At 70.2% G+C, this 24868-nt stretch carries 23 protein-coding genes and 2 tRNA genes; 4 read left to right on the top strand and 21 right to left on the bottom strand.

From position 1 onward, the window contains the following. Positions 1 to 125 precede the first annotated feature (125 nt). The 8 genes from BLQ63_RS17335 to BLQ63_RS17300 form a co-directional block, all read right to left on the bottom strand. Positions 126 to 320, bottom strand: a complete 195-nt coding sequence (locus BLQ63_RS17335) for a helix-turn-helix domain-containing protein (RefSeq protein WP_091038060.1) — start codon at positions 318 to 320, stop codon at positions 126 to 128. Between the two features lie 37 nt (positions 321 to 357). Beyond that, positions 358 to 1209: an ABC transporter permease gene (locus BLQ63_RS17330; RefSeq protein ID WP_091038057.1), complete on the bottom strand. Its 852-nt coding sequence runs from the start codon at positions 1207 to 1209 to the stop codon at positions 358 to 360. A 26-nt stretch (positions 1210 to 1235) separates the two neighbouring features. Continuing rightward, complete coding sequence (locus BLQ63_RS17325) at positions 1236 to 2159, bottom strand: ABC transporter ATP-binding protein (protein ID WP_218125314.1); 924 nt, start codon at positions 2157 to 2159, stop codon at positions 1236 to 1238. A gap of 131 nt (positions 2160 to 2290) precedes the next feature. Next, positions 2291 to 3316 carry an ABC transporter permease subunit gene (locus tag BLQ63_RS17320; protein ID WP_091037975.1) on the bottom strand — a complete coding sequence of 342 codons (1026 nt, stop codon included), beginning with the start codon at positions 3314 to 3316 and terminating at the stop codon, positions 2291 to 2293. Then, the gene (locus tag BLQ63_RS17315; RefSeq protein ID WP_091037973.1) at positions 3313 to 4401 is read right to left on the bottom strand and encodes an ABC transporter permease; all 1089 of its coding nucleotides are present in this window, start codon (positions 4399 to 4401) and stop codon (positions 3313 to 3315) included. The genes BLQ63_RS17320 and BLQ63_RS17315 overlap by 4 nt, the downstream gene beginning before the upstream one ends. Further along, entirely contained in the window at positions 4394 to 5914 is a 1521-nt protein-coding gene (locus BLQ63_RS17310; RefSeq protein WP_091037971.1) for a sugar ABC transporter ATP-binding protein, read from the bottom strand. Before BLQ63_RS17310 ends, BLQ63_RS17315 begins: the two co-directional genes overlap by 8 nt. Positions 5915 to 6110: 196 nt before the next feature. Then, entirely contained in the window at positions 6111 to 7100 is a 990-nt protein-coding gene (locus tag BLQ63_RS17305; RefSeq protein WP_091037969.1) for an ABC transporter substrate-binding protein, read from the bottom strand. Between the two features lie 160 nt (positions 7101 to 7260). After that, positions 7261 to 7842: a cob(I)yrinic acid a,c-diamide adenosyltransferase gene (locus BLQ63_RS17300; protein ID WP_091037966.1), complete on the bottom strand. Its 582-nt coding sequence runs from the start codon at positions 7840 to 7842 to the stop codon at positions 7261 to 7263. 25 nt (positions 7843 to 7867) lie between these two features. Between BLQ63_RS17300 and BLQ63_RS17295 the strand changes: the two genes are divergently transcribed. After that, complete coding sequence (locus BLQ63_RS17295) at positions 7868 to 8827, top strand: 3-hydroxyacyl-CoA dehydrogenase family protein (RefSeq protein ID WP_091037962.1); 960 nt, start codon at positions 7868 to 7870, stop codon at positions 8825 to 8827. Here the strand turns inward: BLQ63_RS17295 and BLQ63_RS17290 are convergent. The 7 genes from BLQ63_RS17290 to BLQ63_RS17260 form a co-directional block, all read right to left on the bottom strand. Further along, positions 8814 to 9233, bottom strand: coding sequence for a MaoC/PaaZ C-terminal domain-containing protein (locus BLQ63_RS17290; RefSeq protein WP_091037960.1), 420 nt, complete (start codon positions 9231 to 9233; stop codon positions 8814 to 8816). The genes BLQ63_RS17295 and BLQ63_RS17290 overlap by 14 nt on opposite strands. Next, positions 9230 to 9664 carry an FAS1-like dehydratase domain-containing protein gene (locus tag BLQ63_RS17285; RefSeq protein WP_091037957.1) on the bottom strand — a complete coding sequence of 145 codons (435 nt, stop codon included), beginning with the start codon at positions 9662 to 9664 and terminating at the stop codon, positions 9230 to 9232. Before BLQ63_RS17285 ends, BLQ63_RS17290 begins: the two co-directional genes overlap by 4 nt. A gap of 17 nt (positions 9665 to 9681) precedes the next feature. Continuing rightward, positions 9682 to 9849, bottom strand: coding sequence for a 50S ribosomal protein L33 (gene rpmG / locus BLQ63_RS17280; protein ID WP_177154985.1), 168 nt, complete (start codon positions 9847 to 9849; stop codon positions 9682 to 9684). Positions 9850 to 9953: 104 nt separating this feature from the next. Continuing rightward, positions 9954 to 10025, bottom strand: a tRNA-Met gene (locus BLQ63_RS17275). Between the two features lie 91 nt (positions 10026 to 10116). Continuing rightward, positions 10117 to 10189: transfer RNA gene (locus BLQ63_RS17270), tRNA-Thr, on the bottom strand. A 98-nt stretch (positions 10190 to 10287) separates the two neighbouring features. Further along, a complete protein-coding gene (locus tag BLQ63_RS17265; RefSeq protein WP_091037952.1) occupies positions 10288 to 12819 on the bottom strand; it encodes an EAL domain-containing protein in 2532 nt (843 codons plus the stop codon). 29 nt (positions 12820 to 12848) lie between these two features. After that, positions 12849 to 13031, bottom strand: coding sequence for a hypothetical protein (locus BLQ63_RS17260; RefSeq protein WP_091037951.1), 183 nt, complete (start codon positions 13029 to 13031; stop codon positions 12849 to 12851). 273 nt (positions 13032 to 13304) lie between these two features. Here BLQ63_RS17260 and BLQ63_RS17255 point away from each other — a divergent pair, with 273 nt between their 5' ends. Next, complete coding sequence (locus BLQ63_RS17255; protein ID WP_091037950.1) at positions 13305 to 14306, top strand: biliverdin-producing heme oxygenase; 1002 nt, start codon at positions 13305 to 13307, stop codon at positions 14304 to 14306. Between the two features lie 208 nt (positions 14307 to 14514). Continuing rightward, positions 14515 to 15306 carry a M23 family metallopeptidase gene (locus tag BLQ63_RS17250; RefSeq protein ID WP_177154984.1) on the top strand — a complete coding sequence of 264 codons (792 nt, stop codon included), beginning with the start codon at positions 14515 to 14517 and terminating at the stop codon, positions 15304 to 15306. A 6-nt stretch (positions 15307 to 15312) separates the two neighbouring features. Here the strand turns inward: BLQ63_RS17250 and pcrA are convergent, their stop codons facing one another. The 4 genes from pcrA to BLQ63_RS17230 all read right to left on the bottom strand — a co-directional run bounded on the left by pcrA (position 15313) and on the right by BLQ63_RS17230 (position 20797). After that, positions 15313 to 17550, bottom strand: coding sequence for a DNA helicase PcrA (gene pcrA / locus BLQ63_RS17245; protein ID WP_091037948.1), 2238 nt, complete (start codon positions 17548 to 17550; stop codon positions 15313 to 15315). A gap of 111 nt (positions 17551 to 17661) precedes the next feature. After that, on the bottom strand, positions 17662 to 17928 hold the full coding sequence (locus tag BLQ63_RS17240) for a chorismate mutase (RefSeq protein ID WP_091037947.1): 267 nt from the start codon (positions 17926 to 17928) through the stop codon (positions 17662 to 17664). A 243-nt stretch (positions 17929 to 18171) separates the two neighbouring features. Continuing rightward, positions 18172 to 19275 (bottom strand): Cys-Gln thioester bond-forming surface protein, encoded by a 1104-nt coding sequence (locus BLQ63_RS17235; protein WP_091037946.1) that lies wholly within the window; start codon positions 19273 to 19275, stop codon positions 18172 to 18174. A 400-nt stretch (positions 19276 to 19675) separates the two neighbouring features. Then, positions 19676 to 20797: a Cys-Gln thioester bond-forming surface protein gene (locus tag BLQ63_RS17230; RefSeq protein WP_091037945.1), complete on the bottom strand. Its 1122-nt coding sequence runs from the start codon at positions 20795 to 20797 to the stop codon at positions 19676 to 19678. A gap of 274 nt (positions 20798 to 21071) precedes the next feature. Here BLQ63_RS17230 and BLQ63_RS17225 point away from each other — a divergent pair, with 274 nt between their 5' ends. Next, a complete protein-coding gene (locus BLQ63_RS17225) occupies positions 21072 to 22322 on the top strand; it encodes a phosphatidylserine decarboxylase (RefSeq protein ID WP_218125313.1) in 1251 nt (416 codons plus the stop codon). Positions 22323 to 22328: 6 nt separating this feature from the next. Here the strand turns inward: BLQ63_RS17225 and BLQ63_RS17220 are convergent, their stop codons facing one another. Together BLQ63_RS17220 and guaA are read right to left on the bottom strand one after the other, a co-directional pair. Beyond that, a complete protein-coding gene (locus BLQ63_RS17220) occupies positions 22329 to 23249 on the bottom strand; it encodes an NUDIX hydrolase (protein WP_091037943.1) in 921 nt (306 codons plus the stop codon). Between the two features lie 73 nt (positions 23250 to 23322). Next, on the bottom strand, positions 23323 to 24867 hold the full coding sequence (guaA, locus tag BLQ63_RS17215) for a glutamine-hydrolyzing GMP synthase (RefSeq protein WP_091037941.1): 1545 nt from the start codon (positions 24865 to 24867) through the stop codon (positions 23323 to 23325). Position 24868: the final 1 nt, after the last annotated feature.

Raw genomic sequence — 24868 nt, 5'->3', positions numbered from 1 at the left:
AACGGTCCCAGGCGCGGTCGACACGGGGATGGCGCAGAAGTGAACAAAAGGGCCCCGCGCTCCGGCCGGCCGGAGCCGTGGTGTTGCCGGAACGCGGGGCGAGGGGGTTCACCCCCGGCCCTCCCTCAGGCGCCGATGCGCGGGAAGGGCTTGGTGGAGAACACGACTTCCACGGACACCTCGAAGTACTCGGCGAGTTTCAGCGCCAGGTACAGGCTCGGCGAGTACTCGCCGCGTTCGAGGTAGCCGACGGTCTGGTAGTGGACGCCGAGGGCGTCGGCCAGCTGCCGCCGTGAGACGCCCCGCTCGGCGCGCAGCATCGCGATGCGGTTGTACACCTCGTCTCCGGCCACGGCCCTAACCCCACTGCTGCTGCATCTCGGCGCGGCGCGCGGCCACCGCCGAACCGGACTCGCGGCTGGCCATGCGCCGCAGCAGGCGCGGCGCCAGGGCCAGCGCCAGGATCGCCCAGGCGGCGAGGACCCCGAACATCAGGAGGGTCCGCCAGGACTCCCCGATCTCCACGGCCGACATCGCGTCGGGCAGCAGCGCGTGCCGCATTCCCAATCCCATCCAGTACATCGGCAGGGCCTGCCCGATCCCCTGGAGCCAGCCCGGGAGCGCGGTGATCGGGTAGAAGATCCCCGAGATCGCGATCATGCCCATGAACGGGAGCATGATGAGCGCCATGTTCTTGGGGTTGTTGATGAGCGCGCCGAGGACCGCTCCGATCGGGAGGGTCGTCACGATGCCCATGAGGACGACCGCGAGGAACATGAGCCACCGGTCGGGGGTCCCGAAGGAGAGGTCCTCGAACAGGACCAGGCCCGCGGTGAGCATGACCACGACGGTGGCGAGGACGAACAGCGCGGTGGAGACCATGTGTCCGACGAGGTAGCCGGTCATGCCGCCGGGCATGGACTTGGCGCGCAGCAGGGTCCCGTTGGTGCGGTCCATCGACAGGGTCCCCACGATGCCCATGACGCCGCCGAAGACGACGTTCATGCCGATGAGGCTGGGCATGTTCATCGAGCCCAGGGACACCGGGGAGCCTTCGAACTGGGCGCCGCGCATGAAGAAGAGGACGGCGATGGCGATGCCGGTGGGCATGATGAAGCCCAGCAGGTCGCTGACGGTCGTCAGCGTGATGCGGGTCTCGATGAGGCCGCGCTTCACGCCGGTCTTGTAGGCGTGCAGGGTGGTGTTCACGATCGTGCTGTTCATGTTCGCGGTGCTCATGCCGTGGCCTCCTTGAAGGTGTCGACGGCGGCTTCTGCCTGGCCGGCCTCGAACCTGGCGACGAGCGACAGGTACGCGTCCTCCAGGCTGGCGCGGTGGACTTCGAGGTCGGTGACCGTGCCGCCGTCGGTGGCCAGGAGGCCCCGGACGAAGTCGGTCGCGTCGTCGGTGGCGTGGATCTGGAGCCGTCCGTCCTGGAGCCACTTGACCTCGGCGGTGGTGGCGGCGGCGCGGGCGAGCTTGTCGGGCGAGCCGTCGGCGATGATCCGGCCCCCGGCGAGGATGAGGATGCGCTCGGCGAGCTTCTCGGCCTCGTCGAGGTCGTGGGTGGTGAGGAGGATCGTGGTGCCGTCGAGGTCGGTGAGCCGGTGGATGAGCTCGTGGAACTCGCGGCGGGCGTGGGGGTCGAAGCCGGTGGTCGGCTCGTCGAGGAACAGCAGGCCGGGGCGGCCGATGATGCCGAGGGCGACGTCGAGGCGCCGGCGCTGGCCGCCGGAGAGGGTCTGCACGCGCTGGCCGGCCTGGGGTGCGAGGCCGACGAGGTCGAGCAGTTCGTCGGCGCCCCAGGGTTCGGAGTACGGCTTGTAGTACTCGCCGAAGTGCTGGAGGAGGTCGCGGGCGCGCCATTTGCCGTTGTCGCGCCATTCCTGGAGGACGACGCCGAGGCCGGCCCGCCAGCGCTCGTCGCCGTGCGCGGGGTCGGTGCCGAGGACCTTGACGCTGCCGCCGCTGCGGGCGCGGAAGCCTTCGAGGATCTCGATCGTGGTGGTCTTGCCGGCGCCGTTGGGGCCGAGGAGGGCCGTGACGCCGCCGGATTCGATCTCGAGGTCGAGTCCGGTCAGCACGTCTTTGTCGCCGTAGCGCATCCGCAGGTCGGACACGGCGATCACGGGCCCGTCGAATGCCGGGGGGTGTCCCATCTGAGTCTCCGTTGCAATCATCCGTTAGTTGATAGCACTCATGCTACATCTTGTCGGACGACTCTGCCAACCCGTATATGAAGTAGGGCCGCCGACCATGCGGTCGGCGGCCCTGGTGCGAAGAGGAAGGTCTAGGTGCGCCGCTTCTCCCCCGAGCGGGCGAGGACCCGCTGGAGCAGGATGAACGCGAGCAGGAGCACGCCCATGACGATGCGCGCCCACCACGAGGAGAGGTTCCCCTGGAAGGCGATCAGGGTGTTGAGCATCCCCCAGACCATGACGCCCGCGACGGTGCCGAGGACGAATCCGGCCCCGCCGGTCAGCAGCGTCCCGCCGATGACGACCGCGGCGATCGCGTCGAGTTCGGCGCCGACGTTGGCGAGCGGGTTGGCGCTCTTGGTCGCGAACGCCGCGAGGACCCCGGCGAGGGCCGCGCAGAACCCGCTGATGGCGTAGACGCCGATCTTGGTGCGCGCCACCGGGAGTCCCATGAGCAGCGCGGAGGACTCCGAGCCGCCGACGGCGTAGACGCCGCGTCCGAACCGCGTGTAGTGCAAGACGACGAACGAGATGATGACGACCGCGAAGGCCAGGAACGACAGGTACGGCAGCCAGAAGCCGCCGTCGCGGACCTCGCCGAAGTCGACGTGGGTCATGCCCCAGTGGAAGAACTCGACGTCCCGCATGGAGACGTCGGTGTCGGAGATCTGGAGGGTCAGGCCCCGGAAGAGGAACAGGCCCACCAGGGTCGCGATGAACGGCTGCACGTGGAAGTAGTGGATCACCGAGCCGATGAGCAGGCCCCAGGCCGTCCCGAACGCCAGCACCAGCGCGACCGCGAGCGGCGCGGAGATGCCGGCCTCGACGGTGAGCCAGGCGCAGGCCATGGTCGCGAACGCCATCACCGAGCCGACCGACAGGTCGATGCCGCCGGAGAGGATCACGAAGGTCATGCCGACGGCGATGACCAGCAGCGAGGCGTTGTCGATGAACAGCTTCGCGATGACCTGCGGGTTGTCGAAGTTCCGGTAGTTGGCGACCCCGCCGAGGTACAGCGCGACCAGCAGCGCCACGGTGGCGCCGATGGGCACGTAGCGGGTGAGGCCGTCGAACAGCGTCGAGCGCGACGGGCGCTCGGTCAGTGTCTGCGTGCTCATTTGGCCAGGACCTCCTCGGCGGGCGCGGGCGCCGGGGTTTCCGGCTTCCGCTTGAACGGCTTCAGGATCCAGGCGCGGAACTCGGGGCTCTGGAGCAGTGCGACGACGAAGACCACGATGGCCTTGGCGGTGAACTGCCACTGGCTGGAGAGGCCGACGTTGATGATGGTGTCCTCCAGCGTCCCGATGATGACCACGCCGATCGTGGTGCCCAGCAGGAAGAACCGGCCGCCGAGCAGGGCGGTGCCGCCGATGACGACGGCGAGGATGGCGTCGAGTTCGATCCACAGGCCGCCGTTGTTGGCGTCGGCGCTGCCGAGGTTGGCGGCGCCGATGAGCCCGGCCAGGCCCGCGCACAGCCCGCACACCAGGTACACCAGGACGGTGATGCCCTTGGAGCGGATGCCCGCGAGGCGGCTGGCCTCGGGGTTGCCGCCGACGGATTCGAGCAGCATCCCCAGGGCGGTCCTCCGGGTGAGCAGGGCGAGCAGGAGGAGCACGAGCGCGGCGATGACGATCGGCACCGGGACGGTGAGGATCGCGCCGCGGCCGAGTTCGGTGAAGGGGCTGGAGTCCTGGACCTTGGGGATCTGGCCGCCGGTGACGAGCTGGGCGATGCCGCGGCCGGCGATCATGAGGATGAGCGTGGCCACGATCGGCTGGATGCCGAAGTAGGCCACCATGGTCCCGTTCCAGGCGCCGATGACGCCGGTGACGACCAGGGCGAGGGCCACGGCCGCGAAGATGAGGCCGGGGGCGGACTGGTTCTCGGCGTCGATGATCATCTGGCAGGCGATGGCCGCGCCGATGGCGTAGACGGCGCCGACGGACAGGTCGATGCCCTTGGTGGCGATGACGAGCGTCATGCCGAGGCTGACGAGCAGCAGCGGCGCCGAGCGGCGCAGGATGTTGACGAACGCGCCGCCGAGGCGGTCGTCGTTGACGCTGGGGACGATGAAGTCGAAGCCGGTGACGGCGATGTTGACGACGATGAGGGCCACCAGGACCGCGAGCGGCCACATCAGGCGCTTGAGGTACGGGTTGGCCCCGCCGCGCGCCTTGGCCGGCGTGGACGCGCTAGTCATTCTTGCCTCCCGCCACGATGGTGTCGACGATGCGTTCGGTGGTCATGTCGGCCTCGGATTCGAGCACGGCGATGAGTTCGCGGTCGCGCAGGACCGCGATCCGGTCGGACAGCCGGGTGACCTCGTCGAGTTCGGCGGAGACGAACAGGACGGCCATGCCCTCGCCGGAGAGCTCGGCGACGAGGCGCTGGATGTCGGCCTTCGCGCCGACGTCGATGCCCCTGGTCGGCTCGTCGAGGATGAGGAGCTTCGGTTCGATGATCATCCAGCGGGCGAGGAGCACCTTCTGCTGGTTGCCGCCGGAGAGGTTCTTGACGGGCATGTCGGGGTCGGCCGGGCGGATGCCGAGCTTCTCGATGAACTCGGCGACGATCCTGTCGCGGCGGGCGACGGGGATCGACCGGGCCCAGCCGCGGGCGGCCTGCATCGCGAGGATCATGTTCTCCCCCACGGTCAGGTCCCCTACGAGCCCTTCGGTCTTGCGGTTCTCGGGGCAGAACGCGATGCCGCGCGCGGCGGCGGTGCGCGGGTTGTGCCCGCCGACCTTGCCGCCCTCGAAGCGCAGCTCGCCGGAGTCGGCGCGGTCGGCCCCGGCGATGAGCCGGACGGTCTCGGTGCGTCCCGAGCCGAGCAGCCCGGCCAGGCCGACGACCTCGCCGCGGTGCACGTCCAGGTCGTACGGCGCGATGGAGCCCTTGCGGCCCAGGCCCGTCGCGGTCACGAGCGGGGCCTCGTCGGCCACGCGGTGGGCGGCGACGGCCCGCTCGATCTGCTCCAGGGTCGCGGCCTCGCGGCCGAGCATGTGCCCGATGAGCGCGCTCTCGGGCAGGTTCGCGGTGGCCCATTCGCCGACGAGCTTCCCGTTGCGCAGCACCGTCATCCGGTCGGAGATCTCGTAGACCTGCTCGAGGAAGTGGGAGATGAACACCATCGCGGTGCCCTGCGCCGCGAGGCGGCGCATGACGCCGAGCAGCACGGCGACCTCGTCGCGGTCGAGCGAGGAGGTCGGCTCGTCGAGGATGAGCACCTTCGCCTCGATGTCGACGGCGCGGCTGATCGCGACGAGCTGCTGCATGGCGATGGAGTAGGACGACAGCGGCGCGGCGACGTTGAGGTCGATCCCGATGTCGTCCAGGAGCGCTCTCGCCTTGCGGCGCATGGCGCGGAAGTTGATGAACGGCCCGAGGCGCGGTTCGCGCCCGGCGAAGAGGTTCTCGGCCACCGACAGGTTGTCGGTGAGGTTGACCTCCTGGTACACGGTGGAGATGCCGGCGGCCTGGGCCGCGCCCGGGCTGTGGAAGCGGACCGGTCTCCCGTCGAGGCGGATCTGGCCGGCGTCCGGGGTGTGGACGCCCGTGAGGACTTTGATCAGCGTGGACTTGCCGGCGCCGTTCTCCCCCATGACGGCGTGGATCTCTCCAGGCCTCAGGGTGAAGTCCACGCCGTCGAGGGCGCGGACACCGGTGAAGTCCTTCCTGATCCCGGTCATCTGGACGATCGGCTCGTCAGACATGGGATTAGACCTTCGTTGTGGCGCACCGGAAGCGGTGCGGCGATCGGGAGCGGGAGGCGTCCGGGCCGGCCCTGAGGCCCGCCCGGACGCTTGGATCTGTGACTGCGGGGTCTGGCACCCGTGGTCGAGAAGCACTCTTTTGACGGTGCGGGTTGAACACTCGCGGTCGAGAGAAGCGCTTTCGACCAGCGCGGGTCTAGAACTCGCGGTTGGGCAGCTCGGCCTCGAACTGGGAGGCGTCGAAGGCGCCCTCCTCGACCGGGGTGAACTTCTCGACCTCGTCGCCGTTCACGACCGACTCGACGACGTCCATCAGCTGGTCGCCGAACGCGGGGTTGCACTCGACGATGTAGTTGAGCTTGCCGTCGACACCGGCCTGGAAGCCGGCCTTCGAGCCGTCCACGATGATGATCTGGATGTCGACGCCGGGGACCTTGCCGGCCTCCTCGATGGCCTGGATCGCGCCCAGGCCCATCTCGTCGTTGTGGGCGTAGAGCAGGTCGATGCCGTCGAGGGTGTGGGTGGTGATGAAGGTTTCCATGACCGCCTTGCCCTCTTCGGCGGTGAAGTTGCCCGACTGGGAGTCGACGATCTCGTAGTCGAGGCCTTCGGCGTCGAGGACCTCGAAGAAGCCGGCCTTGCGGTCGTTCGCGGGGGCCGAACCGGTGGTGCCCTGGAGTTCCAGGATGCGGGTGCCGTCGGCGTCGTCGGCGAACGTCTCGGCCGCCCAGGCGCCGGCCTTGCGGCCCTCTTCGGCGAAGTCCGAGCCCAGACGGGTCACGTAGAGGTCCTCGTCGGCGGCCTCGACGCCGCGGTCGGCCAGGATCACCGGGATGCCGGCGTCCTCGGCCTCTTGGAGCACGTCGGTCCAGCCGGTCTCGACCACAGGTGCCAGGACGATGGCGTCGACCTGCTGGGTGATGAAGTCGCGGACCGCCGAGATCTGCTTCTCCTGCTCCTGCTGGGCGTCGACGAACTTGAGTTCGTGTCCGGCGGCCTCGGCGGCGGCCTGGACGGAGGCGGAGTTGGCGGTGCGCCATGCGGACTCGGCGCCGACCTGGGCGAAGCCGATGACGAGGCCCTCGTCGGAGCCGCCACCGCCGTCGCCGTCGTCGCCACCGCCGCAGGCGGTGAGACCGAAGAGGAGTGCACCGGCGCCGATGCCGGCGAGAACTTGCTTAAGCACGTGGGGTTCGCCTTTCGAAATCAGGGGTAATGTCAGGGTTTTCGATATTTGCGAGAATGCATGTTACCGTTCATATCCTTACCCGTGTTACCGATCCCGTCAAGCGAGAAGGCCCTTCCAAGGGCGTAACGATTTCACAACGCGACGAAACGGTCCCCGGCTACGCGGTCGAACCCCGCGGCGTCCACAGGACGTCTCCGCCCGGGTTGGCCTTGCGGGCCAGCACGAACAGCAGGTCGGAGAGCCGGTTGAGGTAGGTGACCGGCGCCGCGTGCGTCGTGTCGGGCTCGGCCTCCAGCAGCGCCCACACCGAGCGCTCGGCCCGCCGCGCCACCGTGCACGCCTGGTGGAGCAGCGCCGCACCGGGAGTGCCGCCCCGCAGAATGAACGAGCGCAACGACTCCAGGTCCGCGTTGGACTCGTCGATCCAGCCCTCGAGCCGGACCACATAGGACTCGTCGATGCGCAGCGGCGGGTACTTCGGGTCCTCGGCCACCGGCGTCGAGAGGTCCGCGCCGACGTCGAACAGGTCGTTCTGGACGGCCAGCAGGACCTCCCGCATCGCCTCCCCGATCTCCCCGGTGTGGAGCGCGAGCGCCGTGCCGATGACCGCATTCGTCTCGTCCACGTCGCCGTACGCGGCGAGCCGCAGATGGGTCTTGGGCACGCGGGTGAAATCGGCGAGGCCGGTCGTGCCGTCGTCGCCGGTTTTGGTGTAGATCCTGGTGAGATTGACCGCCATACCCCCGACCATATAGCCTCCCTCCATGGCACATGTCGCGGTAATCGGTTCGGGACTCATGGGTTCGGGCATTGCGCAGGTCGCAGCCGTCGGCGGCTGGGACGTGCTCCTGGTCGACGCGGACAAGGGGGCGCTGGAGCGGGCCGACGCGGCCGTTCGGAAGTCCCTGGACCGCTTCGCCGCCAAGGGAAGGATCACCGCCGAGGACGCCGAGGCGGCCCGCGCTCGCATCTGGAGGACCACCGACGTCGAGCAGGCCGCGAAGGCCGAGATCGTCGTGGAGGCCGTCTTCGAGCGCGTCGACGTCAAGCAGGAGGTCTTCCGGAAGCTCTCGGCGATCTGCGCCCCCGAGACCGTGCTCGCCACGAACACCTCGGCCATCCCGATCACGGAGATCGCCTCGGCCGCCTCGCACCCCGAGCGCGTGGTCGGCACCCACTTCTTCTCGCCGGTGCCCATGATGCAGCTGTGCGAACTCGTGCGCGGCCTGCACACGAGCGACGCGGCCCTCGACGCCGCGCGCGCCTTCGCCGAGTCCGCCGGGAAGACCTGCGTGGTCGTCAACCGTGACGTCGCGGGCTTCGCGACGACCAGGCTCATCTGCGCGTTCATCAACGAGGCCGCGAGCCTCGTGGAGGACGGCGTGATCTCGGCCGAGGACCTCGACACGGCGTGCCGGCTCGGCTTCGGGCACCCGATGGGCCCGCTCGCGACCGCCGACCTCACCGGCATCGACGTGATCACCCACGCGACCGAGAACATCTACGAGGACACCGCCGACCCCAAGTTCTTCCCGCCCGCGCTGCTGCGCCGCATGGTCGCCTCGGGCGCGATCGGCCGCAAGAGCGGCAAGGGGTTCTTCGACTACGCCGAGTTATCCACAGGCCTGTGGACGACGAGAACGGCGCGGGCCGAAGCCCGCGCCGTTCGCCGTACGTCCGGTGTCAGTTGCAGATCTGCCGAGGCCCGCGCTAGTTCGCGGTGAGGGTCGCCCTCGACGGCGCGAGGACCCGCTCGCCGCCGCTGGTGACGGTGATCGCGAGTTCGACCGAGTCGCCCTCGGCCTTGCGGACCTTGGCCTCGACCTCGACCTGCGCCCCGCCGTCGGCGGGCACCACCACGGGCTTGGCGAAGCGGGCGGAGAACTCGGTGAGCCGGGCCTCGGGCGCCGCTTCGGCGGCCCATTCGAGCACGGCTCGGGAGACCAGGCCCATCGTGTACATGCCGTGGGCGATCACGTCGGGGAGCCCGGCGGCCTTCGCGGCCGCCTCGTCCAGGTGGATCGGGTTGCGGTCCCCGGAGGCCTCGGCGTACGCGGCGAGGTCGGAGCGCTCGACGGTGAAGGAGGCGCTGAACACGGCCGCGCCGGCTTCGAGCTCGTGCAGGCTCATGAGGGTTCTCCAGCCGCGACGAACAGGGTCGTCCACACCTCGGCGGCCAGCCCTTCGGCGTCCGTCACGCCGGTGCGCAGCGACAGGAGGTCGTTGCCGGCGACGGTCTTGATCGACTCGATCGTCACCTCGCACGACACGACGGCGCCCGCGCGGAGCTCCCGGTGGTACGCGAAACGCTGCTCGCGGTGCAGGACGCGGCTCCAGTCGAGCCCGAAATCGGGGTCGTCGATGAGCCGCTCCGCCGCGGGCAGCGTGAGCGAGATCAAGTAGGTGGGGGGTACCGGTCTCGGCGGCGCCTGCGAGCCGTCAGTCGGCTCGGCGGGGTCGCGCAGGCCCAGGGCCCGGGCGAAACGCGTCACCGAATCGGCCGTGATCGACACCGGTTCGGTGGTCGGCAAGGACCGGCCCACATACGAAGGATTGAGCATGTCGCCGGGCGGTAAGACTAGCGGGTCTCTTTGTGGACCTGCGAGGTCTTGCAGCGCGGGCAGTACTTCTTGAGCTCGAGCCGGTCGGGGTCGTTCCGCCGGTTCTTCTTCGTGATGTAGTTGCGCTCCTTGCACTCCACGCACGCCATGGTGATCTTGGGGCGGACGTCAGTAGCCTTGGCCACGATGAGTGCCTTCCTCTAACTCGAACGCGCCGGATGCGGCGCGGTCTACGAACAAAAACAAAAGCGTCGACCAGCCTAGCTCGGTAGTCGACGCTGAGCAAAAGTAGCGATGGGCAGGATCGAACTGCCGACACAACGATTATGAGTCGTTTGCTCTACCACTGAGCTACACCGCCGTGCGCTCACTGCCACCAGATGGCCTGCGTGAGCAGAAGAACTGTGTGAGCAGTACAGCACCGCCTTGGATGGTACCTCGCAGTGCTTCCGAGCCCCCATGCGGAATCGAACCGCAGACCTTCTCCTTACCATGGAGACGCTCTACCGACTGAGCTATAGGGGCGATCGCGAGGCTTCCCTCGCGGCCTTGACAAGAGTACATGACGAGCGCCTACGCGCTGACGCGGGCCCCGCGTTGCGGTGCGGGCCACAGCGTGCCGTTCAGACCACCCGAAGGCGGGTCTGACCCCGGCCTCCGCCCTGGGTGTCGAGCCACGCGGCGAAGCGGTCGGGCGGCAGCGGACGCGAGAAGTAGTACCCCTGGCCGACCTCGCAGTCGAGCTCGCGCAGCTGCTCGACTGTCTGGTGGGCCTCGATGCCCTCGGCGACGACCCCGATCGCGAAGTGCCGGGCGAGGCCCAGCACCGCCTCCACGATCGCCCTGTCGTCGGCGTCGGTCGCCATGCCCTGGACGAAGCGGATGTCGATCTTGATCTCCTGGACCGGGAGCCGGCGCAGGTACGCCAGCGAGGAGTACCCGGTGCCGAAGTCGTCCACCGACAAGCGCACGCCCATCTCGTGGAGCCGGTCGAGCGCGGGCGCGAGACGCGGCTCACCCGAGACGACGTCGTCCTCGGTGATCTCGAACGTGAGCCGGTCGGCCGGCACGCCGTGGCGCTCCAGCATCGCGGCGACCTTGTCGGGGAAGCCCTCGTCGGTGAGCGTGCGCGGCGACAGGTTCACGGCCATCGGCAGCGGCCCGTCCTCGCCGGCCCACTCGGCCGAGCGGCGCAGCGCCTCGTCGAGCACGGTCTCGGTGAGCTGCCCCAGCTGACCGGTCGACCCGGCGATGGGGATGAACTCCTCGGGGGCGACGAGGCCGAACTCGGGGTGCGGCCAGCGCACCAGCGCCTCGGCGCCGACGACCGCGCCGCCGTCGCTGAGCGCGCGGTCGAGCCGGACCTTCGGCTGGAAGTGCACCTCGAGCTCGCCGCGGTCGAGGGCGCGGCGCAGGTCGGCGGCGAGGCCGATGCGGCGCAGGCTCTCGGACTCGAGCCCGGAGTGGTAGAGGCGGACGCCGTCGGCGGCGTCCTTGGCCTGCCTGGTGGCGCCGTCGGCGCGCTTGAGCAGCTCGTCGGCGTCCGCGGCGAAGTCGGGGTGCGTGACCACGCCCACGGCGGCCGAGAGGGTCACGGCGACCCCGCCGACCTCGAAAGGCCCGGAGAGGTCGGCCCGCAGCCGGCGGGCGCACTCGACGGCCTCCTCGGTGGAGGACAGGCGGGTCTGGAGGATGAACTCGTCGGAGTCGATGCGGCCGATGAAGGAGCCGGCGGGCGCGTGCGCCTTGAGGCGGCGCGCGAACTCGACGAGCGTCGTGTCGCCGGCCTCGTGGCCGAGCGCGTCGTTGATCTCGTGCAGGCCGTCCACATCGAACATGAGCACGGCCACGACCTCGCCGGGCACGGTGATCGAGAGCGCCTCCTGGAGGGCGGCCAGTGACCGGCGCCGGCTCGGGAGCCGGGTGAGCGGGTCGTGGTAGGCGTCGTAGCGGAGCTGGTCGAGCAGCCGCTCGTTCTGGACGGCGATGCCGACGTTCGCGGCGATGGTCTCCATCAGCTGGAGGTCGACGGAGACGAAGTGCGAGATCTCGCCGCCGATGCGGTCGGCGACCGAGAGGCAGCCGTAGACCTCGTCGCCCGAGCGCAGCGGCACGAGCATCGCGCCGCGCAGTCCGGCGGCCTCGAGTTCCTCGCGCTGCGCCTTGGTCCCGTTCTTGGGGCTCAGGAGGACGCCTTCGCCGGAGTCCATGACGGCGCGCTGGAGGCTGTCGGGCACCGGGTCGAGGTCGGTGAGCCCGGAGTCGTCGAGTGAGGACGTGAGCCGGATGGGCGGGTACCGGCCGACGGCCGGGACCCACACGGTCGCGGACTCGGCCGACAGGATGTCCCGCAGGCGCCCGAGCATCGCGTCGATGAGGCGCTTGGTGTGCACGGAGTCGACCACGAGCTGCGTGAACTCGTTGAGTTCGCGCAGTACTTGACGCTGTCGGCGCAGCGCGGCGTAGCTGCGGGCGAGGTAGATGAACGCCACGACGACCGCGCCGATGAGCACGCCCGTCCACAGGCTCGCGTCGAGCAGGACGAGGAACATCACGCCGACGCACGCGCCGAGCACCGGGCCGACGAGGGTGAGCGCGAAGCCGACCCATGCCTTCACGACGCTGGCCCAGCCGGAGAGGAAGTACAGGAGCAGTGAGATGAAGACCGTGACGACGACGCCGGTGAGCACGACCGCCAGGACCAGGACCAGCCAGGTCTCGGGATCGGTGGCCGCCCCGAGCTGCAGGTACTGCACCAAGAGCACGGCGACGGCGGTGCCGACGCCGGTGAGCCCGATGTTGTAGAGCGGCTTGAGCAGTCCCACGTCGGTGCGCAGGTACCGCCACCCGTAGAACAGGATCGCCACGAAGCACTTGGTGGCGAGCACCCAGAACGGGGGCAGGTAGAACAGCGCGATCACCAGCGGGATGTCGGTGAGGTTGAACGCGATGCCCATCCCGCGGGCGTGGTACTGGATCGTCAGGCGCTGCCCGACGAGGAACGCGACGAGGAAGAACGCGACCTGGAAGGCCGGGAAGTCCTCGGGCGGGCCGAGGTAGACGAGCGCGACGGCGCCGAGGACGAGCACGAGGCCGGTGGCGATCCTCGGCATGACCCGGAAGAGCTTGGGATGCGAGTCCCTCGTCACCGGCATCGAGTCACGACCATGTCCGCGCCCCGGTGCTAGTTGACTTCGCCCGAGGTGGCAGTGGTCGCGATGATCTCGGTGCTGGGTGTGCCGGAGTTCACCTCGCCCGAGGTGCCGTCGGCGTTGGCGGCCGAGGCGGTTCCCGCGATGATGCCGAGCATGACGAGGCCAACGGCGACCGCGGCGCCGAGCTTCTTGAATAGTCTGGCCGGTTTCACGAGGCCTCCCGTGAGGTGTGGGAACGTTCTGTCAAGGGGACCAGTTGAGCCCATGGTGCCACAGTCGGCTCGCACTAGGGAAGGCTTGCGACCGTGATTCTCATGGTCTTTCTGGTTCGATCGCACGGGCGGGTGCGACTTCACCATTCTCGCCGATGCGCCGACGGCGTTCGCTGACGGGTCGGCAGTTCGCTCGACGGACCACATCGGCCTCCTGTAGGTTAGGCTTGCCTTACTCAATAATACGTCCCCGGCTCGATAAGGAATCCGCACATGCCAGCAGACAGCGCCGCCGCGGGCGACCCGGCCGGCACCGGGACGCTCCCCTTCTCGGCCCGGATCCGCGAGGCCTCCTGGTCGCGCCACCAGGGACTCGACCCCTCCTCCGAGGACGCCGCCGACCGCTCCCCCGGCGTGTTCGACCGGCTCTTCGACGGTTCGCTCAGTGTGGACGACTACACGCGCTGGCACGCCCAGCAGTTCTTCGTCTACGAGGCGATCGAGGCGGCGGCCGAGCGCTACGCGCAGGACCCGGTCGCCGGACCGTTCGTGTTCGGCGAGTTGGCCCGACGGGGCGCGATCGAGGCGGACCTGGCGTTCCTGATGGGCCCGAAATGGCGATCCGGCATCGAGCCCCTTTCCGCGACGCGCGCCTATGTGGACCGGATCGACGCCGCGTGCGCCGAGGGGCCCGGCGGCTACATCGCCCACGCCTACACCCGCTACCTGGGCGACCTCTCCGGCGGCCAGGCCTTCGGCAAGGCCGCGCGGCGCAACTACGGCTTCGACGGCGAGGGCGCGTCCTTCTACTCGTTCGACGGCATCGCCAGCCCCAAGTCCTTCAAGGACGAATACCGGTCCCGCCTCGACCGGATCGACCTGCCGCGGGAGGACCAGGACCGCCTCGTCGAGGAGATCCTGCTGGCCTACGACCACAACGGCGCGGTGCTCGCCGAACTCGGCGAGGGCCTCGGCAAGAACCCGTTCGCGCCCAAGGTGATCGCCGCGATCTGCCACCACATGAACGTCGACCACGCCGCCGACACCCTCGTCATCTGCCGAGGCGTCGGCGATCGGCCGGGCGCCGAGTCGGCCCGCATGACCGGCTTCGACGGCGAAGGGGCCGATTTCGCGGTCCTGGCCGGCGGCGCCGAGACCGCGATCCGGGTGCCGTGGGCCGCACCGCTGTCCGAGCGCGCCGAGGTCCGCCCCGAGATCGTCCGGTTGTTCACCGAATCGAGGGAGCGGCTCGCCCCCGACACCCCCGAGTCGTAGATCCGACTGCCGGAAGGCGGTCACTACCTTTCCTTATTGTCCGCATTGTCGCGACACGCCGGGCGGTGACGAATCTCCCCCGCCCGGCGTGCGCGGCGTTACGGTGTCCCGGTTGCCAAGCTCACGGACGCCCCCCGGAGCCCCGCCGCCCCAGCGGCCCGGTTCCAAAGCGCCTCCGATGGGCAACGCCACGGACCCGGAGGAAAGATTGTCCGACACCGGACCGGTAGCCGCCGGTGCGATCAGGCGTCACGCCGCCCGGCCGCACCGCACGAGGGGCCAGCACCGCGCCTCGTGGGCCGCAGAACTCTCACCGCTCCTGGCGGGGACCCAGCGCCGCTACACCGCGGTGGTCGGATCGGCCGTCGCCGGAGCGTCCGTCGTCGCCATGGCCACCGCCGCGGGGCTCCCCGCGGAGGAGGAGCGCCGCCACGAGGACGCCTCGCAGGCGGTGAGCGACATCGCCGCGCTCGCGGCCGAGGCGAGCGTCCCGGAAGACGCCGCGCCCGGCCCGGTGGACGCGGCCGAGACGGCCGCGCCCGGCACCGCCGGCGTCGCGGCCACGGCCGAGCCCGCGCGGACGTCGCCGGTGGCCGCGCAGGACGCCCAGATCAAGTGGACGCCGATGCTCGACCAGATCACCATCACGTCCCTGTTCGGCCAGCGCTGGGGCCGCAACCACAACGGGGTCGACTTCGACGCCGCGACCGGCGACGCGGTCTACGCCGCCTACCCGGGCACGATCGTCCACGCCGGGTGGGAGTCCGGGTTCGGGAACCTCGTGGTCATCGACCACGGCGACGGCGTCGAGACCTATTACGCGCACAACTCCGAGGTGCTCGTCGGCGAAGGCGACCACGTGGAGGCGGGCGGCCAGATCGCGAACGCCGGGAACACCGGCCACTCGTTCGGGTCCCACGTGCACTTCGAGGTGCACGTGGACGGCCGGCCCGTGGAGCCCTTGAACTACCTCGCCGAGTCCGGACTGGAGCTGCGGTGAGCCGCCTCAGATCTTGCTGATCGGCGCCAGGCGGAGGATGACCCACTTGGGTTCGCCGTCGCCGAAGTCGATGCGCGCCTGGGCCCTCGGGCCCGAGCCCTTGAGTTCGACCACGCGTCCGAGCCCCCACTTGTCGTGGGTGACCCGGTCCCCCACGTCGAGGACGGGGATGTCGGCGGCGTTGCGCATGACGATCGGCTGCCCGAACGAGGCGGTCGACTTCGACTTGACCACGCGCGCAGGCGGGGCCGACTCGGACCACTCGACGAGGTCCCCGGGGATCTCGGCGAGGAACCGGCTGGCGGCGTAGTACTGCGGCTGCCCGAAGATGTTCCGGGTCCCGGCGCGCGTCAGGTGCAGGTACTTGCGGGCCCGGGTGAGGCCCACGTACGCGAGGCGGCGCTCCTCCTCCATGTCGCCGGGCTTGCTCATGGACCGCTCGTGCGGGAACAGGCCGTCGTCCAGGCCGGTCAGGAAGACCGTGTCGAACTCCAGGCCCTTCGCGGTGTGGAGGGTCATGAGGGTGACGACCCCGCCCTCCTGGGACTCGGGGTCGGGGATCGAGTCGGCGTCGGAGACGAGCGCGACGTGCTCCAGGAACGAGGGCACGTCGGCGTTCAGGTCGGCCTCGTCGTCGTCGGTGGTGCCGCGCACGACCTGCTCGGTGAACTCGTGGGCGACGGCCACGAGCTCCTGGAGGTTCTCGATGCGGCCCTCGTCCTGCGGGTCCTTGGACTGCTCGAGCCCTTCGAGGTACCCGGTGTCGGCGATGAGCTTGTCGAGCACTTCCTCGGGCGGCGCGGCGGCGGCGAGTTCGGTCGCGGCGTCGATGATCTCGCAGAACCGCTTGATGCCGGTGCGCGCGCGCCCGGAGACGCCGGGCGCCTCGTCGACGCGGTGCAGGGCCGCGGGGAAGGAGATCCGCAGCCGCGCCGCGAGGGCCTCCACTTCGGCCACGGCCCGGTCGCCGACGCCCCGCTTGGGGACGTTGACCGCGCGCATCGCCGAGACGGTGTCGTCGGGGTTCGCGGTGAGCTTGAGGTAGGCGAGCATGTCGCGGACCTCTTTGCGCTCGTAGAAGCGGACGCCGCCGACGACCTTGTACGGGATGCCGCGGCGCACGAAGACCTCTTCGAACGCGCGGGACTGGGCGTTGGTGCGGTAGAAGATCGCGGTGTCGCCGAAGCTCGTCTCGCCCGCGTCGACCAGCTCGTCGATGCGGTTGGCCACCCAGGCGGACTCGTCGTGCTCGTTGTCGCCGGTGTGCCCGAGGATCGCCGTGCCGGGGCCCTCGTCGCTCCACAGCCGCTTCTCGCGCCCGCGCTCGGTGTTGTTGCGGATCACGCCGTTGGCGGCGTCGAGGATCGTCTGCGTGGAGCGGTAGTTCTGCTCCAGCAGGATCGTCTTCGCGTCGGGGAAGTCCCGCTCGAACTCGATGATGTTGCGGATGGTCGCGCCGCGGAAGGCGTAGATCGACTGGTCGGCGTCGCCGACCACGCACAGCTCGGCCTTGTCGTCGCCGGTGCCGACCAGCTCGCGCACCAGCGTGTACTGGGCGTGGTTGGTGTCCTGGTACTCGTCGACCATGACGTGGCGAAAGCGCATCCGGTAGGACTTGGCGACCTCGGGGAAGGACCGGAACAGGTGCACGACGGTCCCGATGATGTCGTCGAAGTCGACGGCCTGGGCCAGGCGCAGCCGCTCGTCGTACTGGGAGTAGACGTCGGCGACGAGCTTGGTGCGGGCGTCGTCGGCGGCGGAGGCGGCCTGGTCGGGGCCGATGAGCTCGTTCTTGAGCCGGGAGATCTCGGCGGCGAGCCAGCGCGGGGAGTGCTTCTTGGAGTCGAGGCCGAGGTCCTTGACGATCTGGGTGAGGAGCCTGCGGGCGTCGTCGGTGTCGTAGATCGTGAAGCTGGGCTTCCAGCCGAGGCGGTGGGCCTCGCGGCGCAGGATGCGCAGGCACGCGGAGTGGAAGGTCAGGACCCACATGGCGCGCGAGCGCGGCCCGATGAGTTCGTCGACGCGCTCGCGCATCTCGGCGGCGGCCTTGTTCGTGAAGGTGATCGCGAGGATCTCGCCGGGGTGGGCGCCGCGCTCGGCGAGGAGGTAGGCGATGCGGTGGGTGAGGACGCGGGTCTTGCCCGAGCCCGCGCCCGCGACGATGAGCAGCGGCGACCCGGCGTGCTCGACGGCTTGGCGTTGCGGTTCGTTGAGCCCGGACAGCAGGGCGGAGGTAGCGTCCATAGAGCAACAATTATGCCGCAGCTTGCAAGGCGTAACGGAAGCGCAGTGCCGCGCCGGGTACGACACTCCGCGGCGCGGCACGGCTCGATCGGGCGTCGCCCGTACGTGTGCTTAGAGCGGGCCCCTGCCGGCTCGCAGGACCAGCATGGCGATTTGGATGCCGTCGTCGCCGAGGGCCTGGCGGTACTTCTCGAGGATGGCGCGCTCGCGGTCGAGGACCAGGCGGGTGCCGCCGTTGGCCATGCGGATCTGGCCGACGCGTTTGGAGACTTCGGCGCGGCGCTGCCACAGGCGGATGATCTCGGTGTCGAGCTGGTCGATCTCGACGCGCAGGTCTTTGAGCTCGTCGGGAGCGACTTCGGCGTTGGCGGCGGTCATCAGGGCTTCTCCTAAGTGCGATGCGGATCGAACTCCGGGCGGTGGTGTTGCCCTGGGCGTCAAAAAACCCCGGGCGGTTCGCCCGGGGCTGTAGGTCTGTGTTCAGCGCGAAGACCTACGGCTCGGACGATCCGTGCCGTAGTAAAAGTAAAATCGAGCGCTGCAAGTCACGGCGCAATTATGCCACACGCCCGCCGGTCTGACCAGCGGGCGTGTGGCGTTCATCGCAGTGTTCGGCTGCCGTTAGGCTTCCGAGCCCCAGTTGGAGGCGGCGCGGCGGCGGCGCATGAGCACCAGCGCGACGACGCCGGCGAGCAGGACTCCGCCGCCGATGGAGGCGACGGTGGTCAGGCTCGAACCGGTGACGGGGAGTTCCGGCTTGGGCGACTCGGAGGGCGCCTCTTCGACGACGAACTCGAATTCGACCTCGGCGGCGTACTCCTCGGTGTGGCTCTCGGCGAGGATGAGGCGCTGGCCCTCGACGTCGGCGCCGTCGGCGTCGACGGGGACGAAGGTGCGCCCGGCCGGGGTGGTCCAGGTGACCGAGTCGGTCACCAGGGAGACCGTGCCGGACTGCTCTTCGGCGAATTCGACGTAGAAGGACTGGCCGTCCTCGAACGAGGTGACCTCGTCGCCGTTCTCGTCGACGATGGTCGCGCCTTCGGGCTGGCCGAAGGTGAGCGCGTCGAGGTTGGTGGAGACGGTGAACGGGCCGACCGTGGTGCCTTCGGTGGTGGCCTCGGAGTCGTCGACCTCGAAGTAGGGCTCGAAGTCGGGCTCGTCGACGGGCTCGGAGCTGTCGATCAGGTACTGCTGGATCGTGGAGACGGCGGTGTCGACGCCGGCGCCGCCTTCGGTGGAGTCGGCTTCGATGACCCAGCCGTCGGTCAGCGACCAGATGGCGGCCTGGGTGCCGGCGTAGGCGACCTGGTCGGCGCTGAAGCCCTCGAGGTCTTCGCCGGACACGCCGGCGGCCTCGATCAGGTCGGCGGCGTTGGTGCCGTTGTAGCCGTTGACGAGGACGCCGAGCACGAGCGGCAGCTGCTCGACGGGGATGTCCTCCCACGGGCGTTCTTCGTGGTGGTTGTCCTCGAGGAGGCCGACCTCGATCTGGATGCAGTAGACCGTGCGGAAGTCGCCCTCGCCCAGGTCGAGGCTGATCATCGTGGCCTCGGGGCTCTGGCTCTGGCCGTTGAGCCGGATGCCTTCCTCGAGGGAGACGTCGCCCGCGGCGAGCGTCCCGACGTCCCCGCCTTCGTCCTGCGCTTGGGCCGCGGCGACGCCGCTCAGGCTTACCGCGATCCCCGCGGCAGCGGCGAGCGTCCCTTTCAGGGCTTTGGTCATCATTGAATAGAGTCCCTTTGCTTTTCCGAGGGATTGACGCGTTGAATCTTCATTCGACACGTTAGCGGTAGCCCGCAGGTTGCACTAGGGCCCGGTATTTCATTGAGCTGGGTTTTGACTGGGGCGCAACACGAAAGGCGCGACCTGCGAGAGGCGCGCCACTATAACGATTCGGCATCGGACCGGGCCGCTCCGGAAGCGGTGTGGCGCCCGGGTACGGCTGGTGCGCGAGTGGCCGGGACCGAAGCGGATCGCTTGCCTCGGTCCCGGCCGCACCATGCGCCGGGCCTTATGTTCGAACCGCTGGAGCGCGCCCGGGTCCGGACCGTTGGATGAGGTCCGGAACGCTCCTGCGGCAGCGGGCGGCGCCATCGACCGAACGCACGCCCGCGTCCTTCAGGTACTAGTGGGTCGCCCTGCGGCGCTTGCCGAGTGCGATCACCGTGAGGCCGCCGACGAGCAGGGCGAGCCCGGCCGCGAAGGCGACGGTGAGGCTGGTGCCGGTGGTCGGCAGCTGCGCCCCGCCCGATTCGGAGGGCCGGTCGGTCGGCGGCGCCTGGAGCGCGAACCGCCATTCGGCCGGGACCTCGCCTTCGCGCGGCTGCGCGAGGATGAGCTTCTGGGAGTCGCCGGAGGTCATCGGGTTGACCGCGTCGCCCGAGAGCGCCTCGTCGTCGGTGGCGAGGAAGACCCGGCCGACCGGGAGGTCGTAGGCCGCGATGCCCTTGACGGTGATCTCCTCGGCGCCTTCGTCGAGGACGATCCAGAACGACTCGCCGTCGTCGAGCGACGTCGCCTCGTCGCCGTCCTCGGTCTCGAGCCTCGCGCCCTCGGCGGTCAGCTCGACGGGTCCGGCGTTGGAGCGGACGGTGTAGGGGCCGAAGCGGCCGTCCTCGTACGTCGCCTCGCCGGCGCCCTCGAGGTCCACAGTGAACTCCGAGGGGTCGGGCACGCGCCCGGTGTCCTCGGTGAGGTGCCCGTAGATCGCGAGCACGGCCTCGTCCTCGCCGTTGTTGCCGCCCTTGACCGGGTTGTCGGACAACAGGTCCCAGTCGTCGGTGAAGTGCCAGACGGCGGCCTGGGTGCCCGCGTAGGCGACCTCGGCGACCTCCTCGTCGCTCCAGTCCGGGTTGACCTCGGCGCCGGAGTCCTCGATGAGGTCCTCGGGCGCGACGTTCGGGTGGCCGTTGAACAGGACCCAGCGGACCGCCTCGAGGTTCGCGACCTCCGACTCCTCCCAGTCCCCTTCGGTGTAGGGGCTCTCGGTGTCGAGCGGGGTGCGGATGTCGATGCAGTAGACCACCAGGGTCTCCTCGGAGCCGTGCGGCGTGAGGCCGAGGACGTTGGCCCACACGTCGTACCGCTCGCCGTCGAGGCGGCCGCGCAGTTCCAGGCCCGGTGCGGTGACGACGTCGCCGCTGACGGGCTCGGCCTCCTCCTGGGCGAAGACCGGGCCTCCTGCCAGGACGGCGGCGAGCGCCGCGGTCGCGGCGGCGAGCGGAGTGCGGATCGTCTTGAGTCTCATCGTGATGCGGTCCTCCTGGGAGCGGACGTGAGGTGTGTGAGGTAGTCGGGCTGCCTCGGCGATGCTTGCGAGCCGTGCCTTGTGCGCAGCTGAGAGGCGCCTGACATGAGGGGAAACGAGAGGGCCCCGCGCGACGGCGCGGCCACTCGACCGAACGATGTGCAGAACCCACCGAAAGTACGAGGATCAAAACGGGCAGGAGCAGTCATCGAGCCCTGTCGCAACACGCGAGCGCGACCCGGGCCGCGTCGCGGGGCGCTCTATAGTCGGGGTTATGCCGATCTCGAAAGCCGCCGCTCGCGGCATCACCGACGAATTCGCTCGCCGGAGGGGTCCCAAGTCCGGGCTGGTCGTGGGCGCGACCTGGGGCCACCCGGTGCTCACCGCCGCGCTCGAGGCCCTCATGCCCTCCGACCGGCTCACCGTCGTCGCCGACCCCGCCTCCATCGGGGACCTGCGCACCTCCCTTGAGGCCGAGGGCTCCTGGACCGCCGGGATCGTCACCACGGTCCCGTCGCTGGCCGAGGCCGAGCCGGCCGAAGAGGTCATGCTCGCCGCACCGGTCACTGTGGAGGCCGAGGCGTTCATCGCCGACATCGAGCTGCTGCGCGAGAAGGTCGAACCGGGCGGGGTGCTGTCCTTCGCCGCGACCCTGACCGCCCCGGCGCGCGAGGAGATCGCCGAACTCGTCGCCGAGTACGGCATCGGCACCGACCTCATCGTCCGGTCGCTCCCGCCCGTGCGCATCCACAAGCTCCGCATCGGCTCCGCGTCCAAGCGCGAGGGCGAGCCGCGCGCGATCGCCCCCGCCGAGGACCTGGCCCCCGCCTGGCGGGCCTCCTCGGTCGCGGTCACGCCCAACATGCACCTGGACTCCAACGGCATCATCGCCGCCGGGCTCCTCTTCGGCACCGCCTGGGCCGCCAAGAAGATCCGGCCCTCCTCGAAGGCGTGGGTCCTGCCCGCGCTCGCGGCCGTGCCCGTCGCGGCGTTCTTCCGCGACCCGCAGCGCGAGGCGGACCTGCGCGGCGAGGACGACGAGCCCGAAGCGGTGCTCGCCGCCTCCGACGGGCGCGTCATGGCGATCGAGACGGTCGTGGACGAGCGCTTCGGCGCGGCCACCGGGTCCGCCGGCGCCGAATGGCTGCGGATCGCGGTCTACCTCTCGCTGACCGACGTGCACATCAACCGCTCGCCCGTGGCGGGCGAAGTGGTCGACGTGTTCACCGAGAAGGGCGGCTACGCGAAGGTGAGCCTGGCCGAGGCCGAGCACAACGCCGCCTGCTACACCGTGCTGTCGACCCCGCGCGGACGCGTCGTCACCGCCCAGCGCACCGGCGCGGTGCTGCGGCGCATCGTCAACCGCTCCAAGCCCGGGGCCTCGGTCGCCAAGGGCGAGCGCTACGGCCTCATCAGGTTCGGCTCGCGCACCGACGTGTACCTGCCGGCCGGAGCGGCCGAAGCGGTCGTGGACCCGGGCGACCCGGTGCGCGGCGGCGAGACGGTCATCGCCCGCTGGCGCTAGGGAAGGTCAGGCCTGGGCGGCGAGGTTCTTCAGGTCCACGACCTGGAGCGCGTCCTCGACCGCGGCCGACAGCGGCAGGTCGTCGAGCGCGTCGGCGTTCCACCAGCGCGACTCGCTGGTGGAGCCGCCCGCGGCCTCGACCACCTGCGCGGCCGACGGGTCGGGCACCGTGGCCGAGTAGATCGCGCGCACGCCGTGCCAGTCCAGCGGGTAGCCCTCGGGGCCGATCGCGCGGCGGTGCCGGAACGACGTCACGTTGAGCAGTTCGCCGACCAGGGCCTCCTGGCCGGTCTCCTCGTAGATCTCGCGGGAGACGGCCGCGCGCGGCGACTCCCCGAAGTCGACCCCGCCGCCGGGCAGGTGCCAGGTGCCGCCGCCGGGGTAGCCCTCGGCGATGCGGGCGAGCAGGATGCGGCCGCCGACGTCGGCGACGACCCCGTACGCGCCGAAGCGCTGGCCGCGGCGCCGCCGCCCCTTCTTCGCCTTCGAGGGCGGGACGGGGCGGGTCTCCTGGGGCTCCTTGTCGACGCGTCCGGCGAGCCGGTCGTCGGCGAGGTGCAGGGCCGCGGAGACGAACGGCGAATGCGGTTCGGCGGCGGCTCGGGCCGGGTCGACCCATTCGGCGTCGTCGCCCGCGAAGCCGGGGTCGGGGCCGCCGGTGACCCGGGCGGTGTAGATGATCGCGTTGGTGTGGACGCCGCGCCTGGCGACGGCCACCGCCTCGCGGGCGGCGCCGACGGCGACCTGGTATCCGGTGTGCTCGCCGACCAGGCGCTCGGCGGCCCGCTTCGGCGGCTCGCCGTGGTCGATGACCCCGCCTGGAAGATGCCAGGGGCCCGCTTCTCGACCCGTCCGCTTCCTGCGGGTCAGCAGCACCCGGCCGTTCTCGTCACGGACCTCCCCGTACGCAGCTATCCGGAATTGCATCCCTCAACTGTACGGCGTGATCCGCGTACCGCGGCGAAGCTCGCGAGCCGGGCCTACGGGCGCCGATCTGGTGCTACTCCCATTCGATGGTGCCCGGGGGCTTGCTGGTGACGTCGAGCACGACCCGGTTGACGTCGGCGACCTCGTTGGTGATGCGCGTGGAGATCTTCGCCAGCAGCTCGTACGGCAGGCGGGACCAGTCGGCGGTCATCGCGTCCTCGGAGGAGACCGGGCGCAGCACGATCGGGTGACCGTAGGTGCGGCCGTCGCCCTGGACGCCCACGGACCGGACGTCGGCGAGCAGCACCACGGGGAACTGCCACACCGAGCGGTCGAGCCCGGCGGCGGTCAGCTCGGCGCGGGCGATCGCGTCGGCGGCCTTGAGCAGGTCGAGCCGCTCGCGCGTGACCTCGCCCACGATGCGGATGCCCAGGCCGGGGCCCGGGAAGGGGTGGCGCCACACCATCGACTCGGGCAGCCCCAGTTCGAGGCCGATCGCGCGGACCTCGTCCTTGAAGAGGGTCCGCAGCGGCTCCACCAGGTCGAACTGGAGGTCGTCGGGGAGCCCGCCCACGTTGTGGTGGCTCTTGATGTTCGCGGTGCCGGTGCCGCCGCCGGACTCGACCACGTCCGGGTACAGCGTCCCCTGGACGAGGAAGTCGATGGTCTGCTCCTCGGCGATGCCGCGCGCGGCCGCCTCGAACGTCCGGATGAACTCCCGGCCGATGATCTTGCGCTTCTCCTCGGGGTCCGTCACGCCCTTGAGGGCCGTGATGAACTGCTCCGAGACGTCCACGGTCCGCACGTCGATGCCGGTGAGCTGCGCGTAGTCCTTCTCGACCTGCTCGGCCTCGCCCGCGCGCAGGAGCCCGTGGTCGACGAACACGCACGTGAGCTGGTCCCCCACCGCGCGGTGCACGAGCGCCGCCGCGACCGAGGAGTCCACGCCGCCCGACAGCGCGCACAGGACGCGCTTGTCGCCGACCTGCTCGCGGATGGCCGCGACCTGCTCGTCGATGATCGCCGAGTTCGTCCAGTTCGGCTTGATCCCGGCGATGTCGTGCAGGAAGTGGCGGATGACCGCCTGCCCGTGGGGCGTGTGCGCCACCTCCGGGTGGTACTGGACGCCGGCCAGGCGCGACTCGAGGTTCTCGAACGCCGCCACCGGCGCGCCCGCCGTGGTCGCGACGACCGCGAACCCGGCCGGGGCCTCGGTGACCGAGTCGCCGTGGCTCATCCACACCGACTGGTGCTCGGGGAGCCCGTCGAGGAGCTTGGAGGCGCACAGGACGTCGAGTTCGGTCCCGCCGTACTCGGACACCCCGGTCCGGGCGACCGTGCCGCCCAGGGCCCGGGCCATCGCCTGGAAGCCGTAGCAGATGCCGAGCACCGGCACCCCGGCCTCGAACAGGGCCGCGTCCACCTGAGGGGCGCCTTCGGCGTACACGCTCGAAGGACCGCCCGAGAGGATGATCGCGGCCGGCTCCTTGGCGAGCATCTCGCTCGCGGGCATCGAGGAGGGCACGATCTCCGAATACACGTGGGCCTCGCGCACGCGCCGCGCGATGAGCTGCGCGTATTGGGCCCCGAAGTCGACCACCAGCACCGTTTGTCGCATG

It is taken from the genome of Glycomyces harbinensis, from assembly GCF_900101745.1.
GTDB classification, from domain to species: Bacteria; Actinomycetota; Actinomycetes; order Mycobacteriales; family Micromonosporaceae; genus Glycomyces; species Glycomyces harbinensis.
This window is presented reverse-complemented; position numbering and strand designations above follow the sequence as displayed.